General features: G+C 39.6%; 12 protein-coding genes. 2 read left to right on the top strand and 10 right to left on the bottom strand.

Annotated elements, in window-relative coordinates:
* Nucleotides 1-166 precede the first annotated feature (166 nt).
* The 9 genes from cas6 to cas3 form a co-directional block, all read right to left on the bottom strand.
* Nucleotides 167-988, bottom strand: a complete 822-nt coding sequence (gene cas6 / locus QUB80_RS13070; RefSeq protein ID WP_289789943.1) for a CRISPR-associated endoribonuclease Cas6 — start codon at nt 986-988, stop codon at nt 167-169.
* Nucleotides 978-1,598 (bottom strand): 2OG-Fe(II) oxygenase, encoded by a 621-nt coding sequence (locus tag QUB80_RS13065; protein ID WP_289789942.1) that lies wholly within the window; start codon nt 1,596-1,598, stop codon nt 978-980. The genes cas6 and QUB80_RS13065 overlap by 11 nt, the downstream gene beginning before the upstream one ends.
* 32 nt (nt 1,599-1,630) lie before the next feature.
* Nucleotides 1,631-2,338 (bottom strand): type I-D CRISPR-associated protein Cas5/Csc1, encoded by a 708-nt coding sequence (cas5d, locus tag QUB80_RS13060; RefSeq protein WP_289789941.1) that lies wholly within the window; start codon nt 2,336-2,338, stop codon nt 1,631-1,633.
* Nucleotides 2,339-2,343: 5 nt separating this feature from the next.
* Nucleotides 2,344-3,354: a type I-D CRISPR-associated protein Cas7/Csc2 gene (cas7d, locus tag QUB80_RS13055; RefSeq protein WP_289789940.1), complete on the bottom strand. Its 1,011-nt coding sequence runs from the start codon at nt 3,352-3,354 to the stop codon at nt 2,344-2,346.
* A gap of 63 nt (nt 3,355-3,417) precedes the next feature.
* Nucleotides 3,418-6,705 carry a type I-D CRISPR-associated protein Cas10d/Csc3 gene (gene cas10d, locus QUB80_RS13050; RefSeq protein ID WP_289789939.1) on the bottom strand — a complete coding sequence of 1,096 codons (3,288 nt, stop codon included), beginning with the start codon at nt 6,703-6,705 and terminating at the stop codon, nt 3,418-3,420.
* Nucleotides 6,706-6,915: 210 nt separating this feature from the next.
* Nucleotides 6,916-7,275: a DUF5615 family PIN-like protein gene (locus QUB80_RS13045; RefSeq protein WP_289789938.1), complete on the bottom strand. Its 360-nt coding sequence runs from the start codon at nt 7,273-7,275 to the stop codon at nt 6,916-6,918.
* A 5-nt stretch (nt 7,276-7,280) separates the two neighbouring features.
* Nucleotides 7,281-7,523: a DUF433 domain-containing protein gene (locus tag QUB80_RS13040; RefSeq protein ID WP_276748722.1), complete on the bottom strand. Its 243-nt coding sequence runs from the start codon at nt 7,521-7,523 to the stop codon at nt 7,281-7,283.
* Nucleotides 7,524-7,596: 73 nt separating this feature from the next.
* Nucleotides 7,597-7,785: a hypothetical protein gene (locus tag QUB80_RS13035; RefSeq protein WP_289789937.1), complete on the bottom strand. Its 189-nt coding sequence runs from the start codon at nt 7,783-7,785 to the stop codon at nt 7,597-7,599.
* A 331-nt stretch (nt 7,786-8,116) separates the two neighbouring features.
* The gene (gene cas3 / locus QUB80_RS13030) at nt 8,117-10,294 is read right to left on the bottom strand and encodes a type I-D CRISPR-associated helicase Cas3' (protein ID WP_289789936.1); all 2,178 of its coding nucleotides are present in this window, start codon (nt 10,292-10,294) and stop codon (nt 8,117-8,119) included.
* 97 nt (nt 10,295-10,391) lie between these two features.
* Between cas3 and QUB80_RS13025 the strand changes: the two genes are divergently transcribed.
* Entirely contained in the window at nt 10,392-11,246 is an 855-nt protein-coding gene (locus QUB80_RS13025) for a WCX domain-containing protein (RefSeq protein ID WP_289789935.1), read from the top strand.
* A 201-nt stretch (nt 11,247-11,447) separates the two neighbouring features.
* Here QUB80_RS13025 and QUB80_RS13020 read toward each other — a convergent pair whose 3' ends face one another.
* Nucleotides 11,448-11,933, bottom strand: a complete 486-nt coding sequence (locus QUB80_RS13020; protein WP_289789934.1) for a molybdenum cofactor biosynthesis protein MoaE — start codon at nt 11,931-11,933, stop codon at nt 11,448-11,450.
* A gap of 665 nt (nt 11,934-12,598) precedes the next feature.
* Here QUB80_RS13020 and QUB80_RS13015 point away from each other — a divergent pair.
* Nucleotides 12,599-15,415, top strand: a complete 2,817-nt coding sequence (locus QUB80_RS13015) for a PAS domain S-box protein (RefSeq protein WP_289789933.1) — start codon at nt 12,599-12,601, stop codon at nt 15,413-15,415.
* Nucleotides 15,416-15,534: the final 119 nt, after the last annotated feature.

Genomic DNA, 15,534 nt, shown 5'->3' with positions numbered 1-15,534 from the left:
CCCGCCAAGAAATAAATTTCTTGGCTAAAAGCTCAAGTTAGCTAAAGCTGACTCAATCACTTTTTGAGTCCGTTTTAACGGACTTTAACTATAAGTCTGGAACTTAAGTTCCAGGCGTTTTAAGGGCGAAGTGCAAGCTCTAATAAATTACCTATTTGTGGTGAAATTATCCCCTTCTCAGCATCCCCATACCCATTGTTGTTTTCCGTCCCACTCCTGCATACAAAGCAAAGTCAGCTAAAGCATTAATTTGCTTAATTACTAGCGGTTCAACATCACCTAAAATGCGATAGCTAATTTCACCCACGCAACCTATAAATTTACTGTCATAGTTACTAATACTTTCTGTATTAATGTTAAAAAAACTGGGATAAATTGATTCAAAGGAAATGTTGGTAAATTCAATCCCACTATATTTATTCCAACGGCTAAGAAGACTGTTGAAAACAGATTCTTTGCTGGGAAGAGCAGTATCGTATCCACCTTGACGAAAGGCTACTGGTGTTGCAAAGGTAAAGTCAAGAGTGCGATCGCTCCCTGATGCTTGCTCATATAATTGAGCGTAAGTACAAGCATTTGCCCAAGGTTGCGTTGATTGCGGCGTGCCTTGAATGCTAGTAATGTATAAATTTGCCGAACCCAAATGCCAAGGGTGCTTAGGGTTGAGATTTAGCCACAGTGAAGTTAGCTTGCTAAACAAAGTGTCATCGAGTAGGGAGATGCGCCACCAGCAGGAAGTACCTGCGAGGATAGGTTTTTGATGTTCCCATTGCAATGTCTGAAATTTTTTCCTACCCTGTTCCCTCAATACTTGCAAAGGCGAAAGGGTGAATGCTTTATCGGCTTTTGAAGAGTGCAGGTAATCTCCCAAAGTTGGATCGACGGAACTGACGAGGGTGAGAAAAAGGGCGTGGAAATGTCTGCCACTGAGAAATTCAGGGTAGATGGGAGATTGGGGAGTGAGGTTGAGGATGAGGCTATGGGGCATACTTTTGTTTCTTTTTTGGAGACTGAGAGCTTCTTGATTCGACAGTAAACACAGGAATTTCTTGGAGTTCAGCTTCGCTCAAACTATACTGTTCACAAACCAAGCTCAAACGATTTCCTGGGGTTTTGACAGCGTTGACAGAATGGGTTAAATCACCCTGAAAGTACAGTAAAGTATTTACTTGAGGCTTAATTTGCCCCAGTTGACGTTTGGGCGATCGCAGTACTAGTTCTCCTCCCTCCATATCCGGTGGTACGCGAACATAGAGAACACTAACTACAGCAGGTGGTTCAATGGTTTTGCAGTATGATCGCAAAGAGCGATCAATATGCGGATCGACGCGGGAGCCTTCTTTGAGCAGTAAAGGATTGAGGTAAAAAGCATTACAATTTGCCTGGAGAGCCAAGTCTAGATAAGGCTTGAAGTATGGGAACTGCTGTACTACTTGTGGAAGATGCGATCGCACAAACACCACAGAAAATCCCTTAGTACCGACAAAATCGCGGTTGAGGTTGTTGATAGTAAAGTAAGGACAAGCCTGGATTTCTCCCCATAAGTCGTTGAGATAGTTGCTGGGGAAGGCGTTGGGTTGTAGTTGGTAGTGTTTCACGTTGGATGGGAGGAGCGATCGTCTAATAGTGATTAACTGCGAAAACGATATTCCATTTGCGCTGGAATTCTCAAGTCTTTAATACTATCAAATTGGTAGTATTTTCCTTGCATTTTTACATTTTGGATGAGGCTAACTGGAGGCATATTTACCACGTCGTAACTTATAACTCGATTAGTGAACATCACATCTAAAGGATTTAAGGGATGATGGCAAGTAAATACATCTTCTTGGATTTTAGGTGATGGCAATTGTTCAACCGTCACTTCAGCTTTGCTCATCCATTTTCCCAGGCGAATCCATTTTGGTAGTTTAAGTTGCTTTTGAGCAATCACAAAAAATTCAAATTGACTTTCTGGCGCAATTTCTTTTGCTCTGCCAAAGCTAGGAATATTCTTTTGGGTTTTCTCCATCTCAACGTGATAGTTGTTATTGGCATACTTCCAGGTGTTGAGAATGGCAGAATGATTAAGCGATCGCGCCGGAGTAACGTAAATAGCCTGTTGATTAAGGCGCGTTAAATGTTCTTCATATTTTGGCACTTGTTCAGGGCAAAAGTAGCGGTAGGAATGTTCTTCAGGGACAGTTGTTGAATATTTTTCACTATCAACTAATCCTAGTGCATAACAGAGGGCGTAATTGTGAATGATTGGTTCTGTTTCATACAATCGCCCTATTTCACGAGTTGCGTAATAGAGGCTGTCGTGTAGTTCTAATTGACAGCGGTAAATAATTGCCATTACTATTACCCCGCTTTGGCAGCAGTTTTCTTCTTACTGATATGTTTATTGGCATAAGCTTTAGCTTCAGCATCAGCTTTTTGCAAAATTGCTTGAATTCCTTTCTCGCTTCCTGTGAGAGTCTTAACTTCATTAAGCAGAGGTGTAAAAGCATCACCAATGAAGTCAGTATGAACGATAAATTCATCAGCCATCAATACCTCAACCGCACTTTTAGCAGCAGTAATTACATCATCTTCATCCAGAGGATCTGGTGGATTTAAAGTATTATTAACCTTCATCTGGTCGTATATTGCTTGAGTCCATCGCAGATTACTCGTAATTTCTCCATCTGCAAATACAACACCAATTAACTCATTTCTAACACGACCTGTACGAGTTGTTTGTGCTCCGTAATGGCGAGTTCGTAAGATATTATTAAAAACGTAAAGAAAACTAGCCTCAGTAGGGTCTTTTAGCGTGACAATACTAGGGAAGAAAACTTGAGGTATGATGTGGTCTTGCTGATTAATTCGACTAGTAACTTCACCAGGTTTTGAACCATTTTCACCCTTAGAAGCCATTGTACCATTTTCAAAAGGAGCATTGAGAGTAAAAGTTTCGTGAGACTCATCAAAAGCTGTAATTGAAAATGCCGTGTCTACTACTACTTTTGATTTTTCAGAACCAGAGTCACCAATAGCAAATCCGTAAATAATACAATCAGGATTATCCATTGCAAAATTTACGTTATATTGGCATTCTTCAGCAGTCATCAAGCCATAGTTACGTAGTAATTCACGCCCAACTAAACGCTCTGGTGTAGACTGCTTACGCTTGAACATTGACAGACGGCTAATAGTAGTTTTATCTTTTACTCCGGCTCTTACCCGTGCTTTATTAAGTTCTCCATCTGTTTGAAATAAAGGATAAGATTCGGTAATGCGAATAGTTAAAAAATGGACATATTTCCCCATCGGCTTGTAGGGAATTTCAACTTGAAATAATTTGGAATCAATGGTTTTTAGAAATGACATAGTTAAGTCTCCAAAGAATAATTTGCTAATTGTTGACGTTTCTAAATGAAAAAGGATTTATATCTACTCATTTTCATTGTCTGGTTCAGTAGATTTTTCATCTTTGACTGCGTTTTCTTTATCATCTTCCAGGCGATATAGGAACTCACAAGTATCTCGAATTAAGTTGAGTTGACGCCCTGCCAAACGAGCGCGATCGCCTGCAAATGATTTCTCAAATACTTCCACTACAAAATACCGTGCAAAATCTAGAACTGCTTGTCGTTCTTCCTCCCGTTTACTCATTACCCAGCGCCCTTCAGCAGTAGAAGAATGAACGCGATCCATGAGTTTAAAAACTTCTGCTGCAACAGCCGCAACTAATGTTTCTCCATTAAACACGCTTAACTCAGCTTTGAGTATAGTTTCAGCCGCAATATCAATCGGTTTCAAAACTGCATTAGATTTGGGATTATAACGCTTATTCGCTCTATAAAAGCGGCGATAAAGCTCTGTTAATTTCTTCGGATGATTGAGACTTGATTCTTCTCCCACAATTAATTCCTCATTGGTATGGTCAAATTTTGCATAAGGGTCAAAACAAGGATAAAAATGATAGGTATAAAGCCGAATTTTTTCAATTCTGGCTGTTTCTACTCCCTGGTTACGCACCCAACGATTGAGATAAGAAAAGACGTAAAGCGGACTAGTTTCAAAGTCCTTTGCTAGTTCCGTAAATCTTCCCCAGTTGGCATCGTAACCAGACTTTCCTTGTCGCGCATTCACATCTAAGTGAATGGCGTAAGCAGCAGTTAAGACATTTAAGGGTGCTGGATATTGAGTACCGTTTTCATTCCAACCTTCAAGGATGTAGTCTAAACGAAACCTGTCTCTTCTTACCAAAGCGCGAAAGGCATGAGGCGCACTGTCAAGAAAAACGCTTTCTTCAAATTCCGCACCATCATTAAAAGGTGGAATTGGCGACTCAGAAACCACTGTTTTAACATCTAAAATCATCGGAAAAGCAAACGCTAACCAGCTAGGCATTACCCAAGATTCTGTATCAGTGCTGTCTCGCCCTGGTGGTAGCGCCATGAAGTAAAATGTTAAAGGCTGATCTTCAGGATAAGAAAGCTTAAATGTACGGTCTTTTTCAGTATCTAGATTTTCATCTATTAAGAAAGTATCCACACTTTGATAATTTTCCTTATCTAAATGTGCCTGTAAGTCTTTAGTGATGAAATGATTGCGGACGGTAGTATCAAAGCGAGTTTGAGCAATTCCACTGTAAGCTGTCTGCAAAAACTTATTAGTTTCTGGTGTGAAGTAATAAGTCGGATAAAAGTAGAGATAGCGATATTTACCATCTTCAAATCTTTTACCTACTGCTTGAGTTTGATTCATCAAAATTTGCCTCAGCATCATTTCTACACCTGCAATGCTAGAAATATTGCGCTTGGCATTAGAACCACCCAACATTTGTTTGTTGGTATAAACTTGCGGTGTAAACAAAACTGCTGATTCCATCTGCTCAGTCACTGTGTAAGCAGAGTGAGAAATTGAACAAATTAATTGTCTCCCTCTTCCTGGTTTTTTAGCAGCATTGTAGTTATTTAACTCATTAAGAAAATTCTCAGTTTGATTTTGAGATGATGGTTGTTGATTTGTAGTTGGTAACATGACAACTCTTGATACCCATTGTCTTAAATCGTCCCAACCATCAGGTAATTTATACTGTCCCAGTATTGGAGAGATTAAATCTGTCAAGTAGTCAATAACTTGCTTGCAAGTTTCTCGTACATCTTCAATACCTGGATGTTCTTCGAGATACTTAGCTGCGAGATAGTACCATTCATAAGGTACTCCACCAGTATTACCTTTTAACTTGTTTTCTTTCAGACTTTCATTAATGCACTGAATGTGGCGAATCTGAGGGAGATATTTTGCTAAATTCCAGAATTTAGCTACCTTATGAGTTAAATCAAGAGCAGGTATTTCTGGTAATTTTTTATCTTTTTTGCGAATTGCTTCAATACCATTAACGGTTTCATCCCAAATCTTGCGACTTACTAAATCACCAAATTCTGCTATTTGATCAATACGGATATCATCAGCAAAATTAAAATCAAATTCAGCAGGTAAAACTCCTTGTTTTTGAAACTTGACTAAATTTTCACTGCGACTTTTGGCAACAGATGCTTTATTAGAACTTAAAATGCGTAACGTTGCATCTAAAGCCACTTGCATTAAGCTTGGAGAATCAAAAAATAAGTTGTAATATTCGGCATATTTCATGCCTTTACCATCTCTACCAAAACCTGTTTGCCTCAGTTTTAATTGTCCTGCACAAAGGGATTTAATATTGTTAACTACAAGGTCTGGTAAATCTTTTGCTGAGATAGGAGGAGCATTACGCGCAGCTAAGTAAATCACGCCTGTTGGCAGATATAGTAAAGGTTCATAGTATGTATTCTCATCGCTATTGAGGCTAGTATAAGCTTGAATTACAGCATTATTCACAACATTGGTTAAAACACCCCTATTTTCAGCAATACTGTGATAAGTAAATTTTAATTGCCCATCACTAAGATTATGAATAATTTCTTGCAGTCTGGAATTTTCTGCATCTTGCGGATGTTTAATAATTGAGGCGAGAGAATCAGCCAAACAAGTTAAATCTGATAAACTACGAATTGTACGGTCTTTGAGAACGGGATTTAACCCAAATTCAGAAAAATTCCAGTTAGTATCCCAGCGGCGCTGTGCATTGTAAGCCATGCACAATAAGTCATCTAAATACTCTTTGTAATCTTCTGGATTATCTGGATTTATAAAGCTATCAAGTCCTAACTGTCTGATTTTTTGATCAATAATTTGGCGATGTTCTGCTAACGGTAACTTGCGGCAATTTTCTGGGACATCAGGAAATTTTTCAAAGTCATGTAAAATGAAACCAGCAATTACTAAGCGTCGTTCTCGTTCTCGTACTACCCGCCGGATAGTTGTATCAAGATTTTCTAACCGCTTTTCAATTAAATTTGCAGGAAATAAACCATTAAGTAAGTGTGTATTTAGCGATTGATCGGCAGCGTTATCTCGCCTAACTTTAGTTTTACCTTCCGCTTCTCGTTTTTGGTCAATTTCATCAAAGAATTTACCACCTTTAGCAGTCACACCAATTGCTATCCGCAAGAGATTGGGTAAAACATACTCGGCAAAATCCGCCATGACTCGATCGCCTGGATTTTGTGCCTGAATAGCTTCACGCAATAGCCTAAGTGTGAGTAATTGTCCTTGAGTTTCAATAGTGCGATCGCTATCACTATCAAAACCAAAATCACCTGATAACCAATTATCATCATCATTAGTCATTTTCTAACTCCCAAGAATGACCAAGTTATGAGTCTCAGCAATTTCTGCCACCAATGGTGGCAGTTTTTTAAACCTGTATAACTGAGTACAGCCAATTTCTGCAACCAATGGTTGCAGTTTTGTACGTATTGATAAAAAATCTAGAGAAACTAAATTATCAAGCCAGTCAATTTCTCGCACCAATGGTGTGAGTTTTTCATTTGTTGAATTTTAGCCATCAGTTTCTGGTGGTCTAATCCTCACTCTGCCTAATTCCGCAGTTATAATTGCACCTGATGCTAATTCATTACCGTAAAGCTGAAGTACTCGCAGACAAACAATAGATTGCTCTCTGGTAGTGAGATTAACCAAACGCAAAATTCCACAGTGAGGATTTCCCCGTACAATCGCCAACTCTCCAAAGTCCTTATCAAGCGTTACTAAAATTCGACCTTCACGATAAGCAGTTGCTAAAATCTCCTCATCGCTTGGATCTTCTGACCAATCTCCACTCCAAACTACGTCATAGCCAGCAGCGAGTAAATTGGTACGCACCCCAAACCACACACAAGTATCTAGCAGTATTTTCACATTGCTTACTCTATTAATAAAGGTTCAACTCGTTCATGACCAACTAGCCTCCGTGCATAAACTAAACAAGCTTGTATATCTTCCTTTTCTAACCAGGGATAAGCTTCTAGCAAGGTTTCGATAGTATCTCCTGCTGCCAGCATTCCTAAAATATGTTCAACCGCTAGGCGACGACCTCGAATAATAGGTTTACCGCCAAAGATTTTGGGGTTGACTGTGATTCTTTCCAAAAGTTGTTGCTCGTTCATAGTTAACCTCTGAGATGTTTAAGTTTAAAGAGGGGGCTTTTGAAATGATGAATTCTTAGCCCCCTTAGTTAACTTATGCAGCCAATCTCAATAACTCTTGAGGAATTTGATGAGGCTGTTGTGGGAAGAGGTCGAGTTCAAGTTGCTTATACTCAACACACTGTTGAACTTCTTCAACCTGAAACTCTTTACTATTGACTGGAACAACCTGCTCAATTGTGTAAAGTTCCACATCAAAGAGAACTAATTGTTCACCATTCATTTTTGTCATCTCCATTATTGGATTTGTCCGAATGGTGGTTTATGCCCTTTAACGTTCAAAAAAGGTGCTACGCCGGACGGATGCAAGCATCGGACACAGCGAATTTCCGTCTTTGTACTTGAAGGTTAATGCCACCAAGTAGACTTTAGCACAGTTTATTAAGTACAGCATCAGAAGACGTGTTTATTCTTGAAGACACACTCCTATATAATTAGAAATAGAGGGCTATTAAGACTCCCTATCAGGGATTGAAATTTCCGATGCTGAACTTGCAGGCTTACGCCCTCAGACTCTAATCGAGTAGTCATAATCCCTATGAGGGATTGAAACCTCACGCAACCCATATCTCATCTCCTTTGCTTTTAAATGTATAAGCAAGCGTATCTAGCAGCAGCGCAGAGTGACCAAAAGCGATCGCATACGGTGCAGTAGCATCATGAAAGCTGTAGCGATCGCTAATGGGATAAATCTGAAAGTGCATTGGCAAACGTAACCGCATCCGCACTTGGGCAACTGGACGACGAATCACATAACAAACCAAACCTTCTTTTTTCAGGCGTTTGTTAATTTCCCCAATCCAGTAGTTTTCTGGTTGCCAAATTTCTATACCCTTTAAAACCTGAACTTTCCACGCATCGCCAATAGCCTGTAAATCCCCAGAGTAGGTAAATTTCCAGTTCAGCCGTTCCTCGCGGTAAGAACGCAACTTCATAAATGCCAGACAGTGAGCAAATCTTCCTTTGGCAATGGGTTGTCCGATGCGTTGTGCGGTTTCTTTCAGTGTCCGAATAAACGCTGCTTCTGTCCACATTTCAATTTCTACATTGCTCAAAATTCCCGGTAAATCGTAGATTTTAAACCTGTCTGCTTCGTTTACTTCCATTAAATCGTACAAACCACATTGCAGAGGACTAGAACCCCGAAAACTAGCAGCATCCTCAGCAATGGGATTTCCTGATTTACCTGAAAGCGCTTGCCAGTCTTTTGCCCATCCTTGAATACGTCCGGCTATAAATTTCAAACTAGTCTCAAATACTTCTTCACAAGCTGCTTGAAACTGCTCTCGACTTTGGGCATACTGTTGTTTAATTGTGCGATCGCTCAATTGATAATACAACCAAAACGACTGCACTGCACCCCAACGGCGATAATAACCATGAAAATCATTAATTTGGCGATATTGCTCTTTAATGGTGCTTTGGAAAAACATGCGATCACAAATACAATTAACAGTTAAAGGTGGAGACTCTACCTGAAATAAACGCTCTACTAAAAAGTTAGGAACAAGAGCATAAGCTGTGAAGTTTTCAAATTTGATTTGTTGACCATTTTTTTCATATCCATCATGTCTGCCTAACCTTCCTAAGCGTTGGATAAAGTTACCTGCATCCGATGATTCAAAAATCAAAAAATTAATTTTAAAGTCAACACCAACATCAATTGTACTAGTTCCAATAACTAAGTCAGCAGCAAGGCTTTGCTCTTTTTCAGCTTTACCAGATAAGCCTGTATTTTCTCCGACTCTTAAGCCATAAGGCTGTAAAATTTCTTGAAAAAATGGCGTGAGTCGCTTGACTGCGGCAATGGAATTGAGAATAATCGCGCCTTTACTCCCTGGATATTGCTGAAATTGGTTCAAAATCAAATTACTATTTTCTTTTAACCAAATTTCAGAAGCTTTAAAAGTAGGTTCTAAGGGAATAAAATTTAGTGAAATTGCTCGCGCTACTTGCCGCCATCCCTGCGAGCGCAGCTGCTGTTCTTGCTGTGGAGTATCAGGAAATTGATATTTATTTTGTTCTTGTGGATTGATTTCTCGACAACGAAACCCTGCTGTTTCTAACTTAGAAATTAAATTTTTATCAGGTGTAGCAGAAAGAAACAAGAATTTCTTGCGGCGATTTGTACAGCGAATTAATAGCATTGTATTAATAACACTAGCTATCTGGGGAGCCGCAAAAATATGAAATTCATCAAATATAAATAAGTCAAAGTCTTTATCAATTCTTCCCCATAATTTATCTGGACTATCACCGTGAATAATATAAGCACCGCGATGTAAGTAATGGAAAATATCAGGGTTGGTTAATAATGCTTCTCGTTGACTTGTGAGAGTTGCGATCGCTGCACTTTTTTTCAAGCCTTCATTTTCTGCATAAATTTCTAAATCAGCCCCACTTAGTCGCACTACACGCGGTTTATCTCTAGGCTGGAATTCTTCAACATAACCTTTAATCTGCGTTTCTTGATCGCGAGCAAGTTCATTAGTTGGATAAAGTCCAATAGCAGAAAACTCACCTTGAAGAACTTCTAAATAAGCAGCCAAACTTTTACCATCACCAGCCATGGCAGTGTTGAACACTACATCAATATTTGGATCACGTAACACCTCTAATGTTGCTGCTTGATGCCAAGAAAGCGACCAATTTTTAGGTAATTTTACTCCGTCAGGTGTGGGGACGGTTTGAGAATAAACGGGTTTGAGAGTAATTTTGTAACTTTCGGACATACACTTAAATAGTGTCCGTAATTAGTTGTTAAAAACTATATTGGCACGCAAAATAGGGGTTGACAAGATATATCAATATAAAAGTGTCCGTATAAAAATGAGTCGAAAAGGCCAGTCAATTACACTCTCGATATCGGAACGTGACAAAGCCGAACTAGAAGCGATCGCTCTTGAATTTGGTATGATGTGGGGTGATCGCCCGAATATCTCCAAGCTTGTAGAAGCGATCGCTCGTCGTCAGCTTATACTCGGTCATAATAATAATTGGTCAGAGGCAAGGATAAGACCATTACATCAATGTATCTCTGCTTTGACGGATATCGGACAAATTGAACAAGCTCAGGTTATTGCAAACTTGCTTCTGGAACGCAGCGAATTATCATTACCACTGCGAAGTGAAATAGAACGTTTTTTGGAGAACTCACCCCCTTCTTGGCGTTTGGATATTGATCGTTATATCAAACGAGAGCAACCTTTTCAGCTTTCTTATCAAGATGCGACGGGGCGTATATGGAATTTTACGGTTCGCTATGCCAAAGTATCACCGCACGAAAAGCGTCAATATCTTGATTGCTGGTGTGAAGAGACAGAAGGAAATTTTGACGTGGAAGAACTCCATCATAATTGGAGTTTGCGTTTAGATCGCATACAGGATGCGGCTGTGATGCCTATTTCTGGTAGGTGGCGATCGCAATTAGATGAAATGGATGTAGAAATGCACCTATTAGGTAACTTAGCTTTTGCTTACCAAGCTAAACCAGAAGACAAAATAAATGAATGGATACCAGAAAAACAACGTGTGCGGCGAGTAGTAAGAGGTGTTTCGAGTACCTTTTGGTTTATCCGTGAAGTTATGCAGTATACGCCAGATTGCGTAGTTGTGTCACCTGATTCAGTGCGTGATCGCATCAAGCAAAAACTTCGCTGTCTTTGTGAGATATACGAGATGTAAAGACTAAGGCAAATATAAATTCATTCTTTATTTAACTCTTAATGCTAAGAAAATTAACAAGCGATCGGACAAAGCGAATTATTCTTCACCTTCGCCATAGGGAACAGGGAACAGGTGACAGGGAACAGTGTATTCTCGACCTGGTAACGAGGATTTGTGGGCTGCTGCCTCCAGGCGCGCATACACATCGCTCTTTTCCCTCTAGCATTCCTGATTAGATAGCTCACAAGCCCCAATACTTATCCAGGTACTAGAACCATCTTGCCAATGTTCTTTTTTCCAAATGGGTGCATTGTGCTTGAGGGTATCAATTGCATAGCGACAAGCTGCAAAAGCTTCGGAACGATGGGGACAGCCTACCGCTACCAAAACACTGATTTCGCCAATTTGCAAATGTCCAATCCGATGGTGAATTACCACGCGAGTTACATCTGTCCATGTTTGCCGAATTTCCTCAGCAATTTGATAAAATACGCGCAGCGCCATCGGTTCGTAAGCTTGATACTCTAGGGCAACAACAGATCTACCATCAGTTTGATTGCGAACCATTCCACTCATGAGCACTACTGCACCATTTGCTGGATCGTCGGCTAATTTATAGACTTCTTCAATAGACAACGGAGCAAAGCAAATTGCAAAGCTATCTTCATTTCTGGGTTTAACAATAGAAGTAAATATATTTATCATAAGCAATCAAAATGAAGAAAATGCTCAGTTTGAGCAATAGTTTATAATAGTATTGAGTTGATTTATACAATAAAGTGTCTGTACTAAACTAGCTTCAGCAAAGCTTTTGTTTATATTCTGATAATTTCGAGTTTAAAAACAAGTTACTAATAATTACGCCATATAAGTTTTTTTGCGTAAATGTACTTGAGTTTAACAGTTACTTTGTCATCTTCCTTCAGGCATATTACTATAGGTAAGTGACAAAGTTATCTAATTATCTGTTGAAATAATTATTTAAACAAATTGACTCAGTTAAAAAGTTCAGTAAACACCGAGTAAAGGAGCATACTAGTAGTCTTTGTTGCTTAAATTGCCAAGTAGGTTATTCATGAAAGCAAAGTACGAAATATTCTAACTTTACCAACCTAACATCTTTGACTAAATGAAATTGATTTTTTGAGCTTAACTGAACTGTGGTGAGCTAAAAAGTGCAGTCAACGCTTAGTTAATTAAGAAGTAAAATTTCCGACTTAGTTAACAAAAGAGTCTATGTATATGGCAGTCGTAAGAAAATTAATAACTGTTATCCTTTTTTTTCCCCATTAATTACCTGACTCCCAGAATTTAGATAACCGCGAGTTACAAGCACAACAGCCGTAATTCAGCAGTAACGGGAATAGCCTATGAAAACTTTAGTACAAAATCATCATGAAGTGAAGAGGATAAAGGTTCTTCGTCAATATCAAATTCTAGACACTTTACCAGAACAAGCATTTGATGATTTAGCATTTTTAGCTGCTCAGATTTGCCAAACACCGATCGCTTTGATTAACCTCATTGATGTCAACCGTCAGTGGTTTAAAGCCAAAGTTGGGTTGGATGTAGCGCAACTGCCTATAGATATTGGCTTTTGTCCTCTTTGCCTAGAGCAAGGCAATGTTTTGATTATTCCTGATACTTTAGCTGATGAGCGTTTTGCAACTTCTGCTGTGGTTAAGTCTGAACCTTATGTGAGATTTTATGCCGGCGTACCTTTATTAGCACCAGAAGGAATAGCGATCGGCACTGTGTGTATAGCAGATCGCATGCCACGGAAAATTACCCCAGAACAAATAGAAGCACTGAAGGCTATTAGCCGTTTGGTAATTAGACAATTAGAACTGCGGCGCAATCTCAGTGAACTGATTGAGATCAAAACAGACTACCAACAGGCACAAGCAGCACTTCAGCAAAGCGAATGTACTCTGCGCAGTTTTTTTGACAGTACACCGATGATGATGGGAGTTGTAGAACTCCAAGAAAATGACATCCTGCATATTTCTGATAATGCTACGAGTGCAAAATTTTTTGGACAAACACCAGAAGCAATGCGAAATCGCCTAGAAAGCGAGATTGGGATGCCACAACAGCAGGTGTATGAGTGGATTCAATACTATCGTGAAGCAGAACGCACTAAATTGCCTGTCAGCTTTGAATATCCTCACGATACTCCCCAAGGAAAGAAATGGCTGAGAACAACAGTTTCATCTATCGGTGCGTATAGCAACTGTGTTAAGCAATTTGCCTATGTAGTAGAAGACATTACCGAACGCAAGCAAGCCGAGGATAATTTACGCTGGCAAGAAGCGCTATTGCGTTCTATGACTAGCGTTTCACCATTAGCATTTTATGTTGTAGACAACCGTACAGATAACATTTTATATTTCAACGATCGCTTCTGCGAAATTTGGGGCATTCAACATCTAAAAGAGCAGATGGTATCCGGCAAATTGAAAAACCAAGATATTATTCCCGATTGCCTGGAGTTGGTGTTGGATATTCCTGCCTTTGCTGAGTCATGCAAACCTTTGCAAAGCGAAGAGAATCGTTCGGTTGTAGAAGATGAGATTTTGTTTACCAACGGGCGTGTGATCCGGCGTTTCTCCACTCAAGTTCGAGATGCTAGCGATCAATATTTTGGCCGTTTATATATCTTTGAAGATATTACCGCCCGCAAACAAGCTGAACAGCAAGTGCGTGAGCAAGCCGCATTGTTAGATATCACCACAGATGCAATTATTGTCAGAGATTTATGCAACAAAATTTTATTGTGGAACAAAAGTGCTGAGAACCTTTACGGCTGGCGTGCGCAAGAAGCAATAGGCAAGTATGCCAATGAACTTCTATATAACGAATCTTCACCAATACTACAAGAAATTCATCAAACTGTTTTAGAAAAAGGCTCTTGGCAGGGTGAGTTGCTTAAAACTACAAAATTTGGCAAAGAAATCATTGTTGAAAGTTGCTGGACATTAGTATGTGATGAAAACTTACAACCGAAATCAATTCTGGTTGTTGATACAGATATTACGCAAAAGAAACTACTAGAAAAGCAATTTTTACGCAATCAGCGCATGGAGAGTATTGGTACTCTTGCCAGTGGTATCGCTCACGATCTCAACAATGTGCTGTCACCAATTTTGATGTCAGTACAACTTTTACAAGCCAACTGTGGCGAACAACGCGATCGCCAAATTCTATCGATAGTAGAAACCAATGTCAAACGTGGTGCAAACTTGGTGAAGCAAGTACTGGCTTTTGCACGCGGCATCGAAGGCGATCGCACCGTATTGCAAGTGAAACACCTGATTTTAGAAATACAGCAAATTGTCGAACAAACATTTCCCAAATCAATTAACCTCGAAACAGAAATAAAACCACAGTTGTGGAATGTTTGCGGTGACACTACCCAATTGCATCAGGTATTGATTAATTTGTGTCTCAATGCTCGTGATGCCATGCCTGGTGGCGGGACTTTGAAAATTTCTGCTCAAAATATTTTCATTGATGAAAATTATACCAGAGTCCATTTAGATGCCAAGGTTGGCCATTATATAGTTTTGAGTGTTGCGGATACAGGAGTCGGCATACCCAGCGAATTATTGGATAGAATTTTTGAGCCATTCTTTACCACAAAAGAGCTTGGTAAAGGTACGGGGCTAGGACTATCAACAGTAATGGGTATCATCAAAGGACATGGTGGTTTTGTGACTGTGTCTAGTCGCCCTGGTAAAGGTACAAAATTTAAAGTGTATTTGCCAGCAATTCAAACAGATACAATCAAACTACCAGAAGACTTGGAAGTACCAACCGGAAACGGACAATATATTTTGGTTGTGGATGATGAATCTGCGGTGAGAGAAATTACAGCAACTTCTTTGCAAGAGCATAACTATAAAGCTCTTGTTGCTAGTGATGGAATTGAGGCAGTAGCGCTCTACGCTCAATATAAAGACAAAATTAGTGGAGCAATTATAGATATGATGATGCCAAACATGGATGGAACAACCACTATCAAAACATTGCAAAAAATGAATCCACTACTACCGATTGTTGCTGTTAGTGGTTTGGCAACCAGTGAACAGATACCACAACTCAACAGTAGTAAACGCCCTGCCTTTTTAGCAAAGCCTTACACGGCAAAGGAACTGTTAAAAACATTGCATTCAGTTATTGGTTAATAAGTAGAAGGCAGCTATGCTGAGGGCAGATGGCAGAAGGAAGGACAAACAGAAGGGAAGATAAGGAGATAAGGAGAAAGAACGTCATTCATATTTCCCCGTGTCTCCGTGTCCTCTTA

The sequence above is a fragment of the Chlorogloeopsis sp. ULAP01 genome (assembly GCF_030381805.1).
Lineage (GTDB): Bacteria > Cyanobacteriota > Cyanobacteriia > Cyanobacteriales > Nostocaceae > Chlorogloeopsis.
This window is presented reverse-complemented; position numbering and strand designations above follow the sequence as displayed.

Excerpts from the sequence above, each read along its gene's own strand:
- QUB80_RS13025 (WP_289789935.1), top strand. The coding sequence starts at position 10,392 with ATGAGTCGAAAAGGCCAGTCAATTACACTCTCGATATCGGAACGTGAC.
- cas7d (WP_289789940.1), bottom strand. The coding sequence starts at position 3,354 with ATGTCATTTCTAAAAACCATTGATTCCAAATTATTTCAAGTTGAAATT.
- cas10d (WP_289789939.1), bottom strand. The coding sequence starts at position 6,705 with ATGACTAATGATGATGATAATTGGTTATCAGGTGATTTTGGTTTTGAT.
- QUB80_RS13040 (WP_276748722.1), bottom strand. The coding sequence starts at position 7,523 with ATGAACGAGCAACAACTTTTGGAAAGAATCACAGTCAACCCCAAAATC.
- QUB80_RS13020 (WP_289789934.1), bottom strand. The coding sequence starts at position 11,933 with ATGATAAATATATTTACTTCTATTGTTAAACCCAGAAATGAAGATAGC.
- cas5d (WP_289789941.1), bottom strand. The coding sequence starts at position 2,338 with ATGGCAATTATTTACCGCTGTCAATTAGAACTACACGACAGCCTCTAT.
- QUB80_RS13035 (WP_289789937.1), bottom strand. The coding sequence starts at position 7,785 with ATGAATGGTGAACAATTAGTTCTCTTTGATGTGGAACTTTACACAATT.
- cas3 (WP_289789936.1), bottom strand. The coding sequence starts at position 10,294 with ATGTCCGAAAGTTACAAAATTACTCTCAAACCCGTTTATTCTCAAACC.
- cas6 (WP_289789943.1), bottom strand. The coding sequence starts at position 988 with ATGCCCCATAGCCTCATCCTCAACCTCACTCCCCAATCTCCCATCTAC.
- QUB80_RS13015 (WP_289789933.1), top strand. The coding sequence starts at position 12,599 with ATGAAAACTTTAGTACAAAATCATCATGAAGTGAAGAGGATAAAGGTT.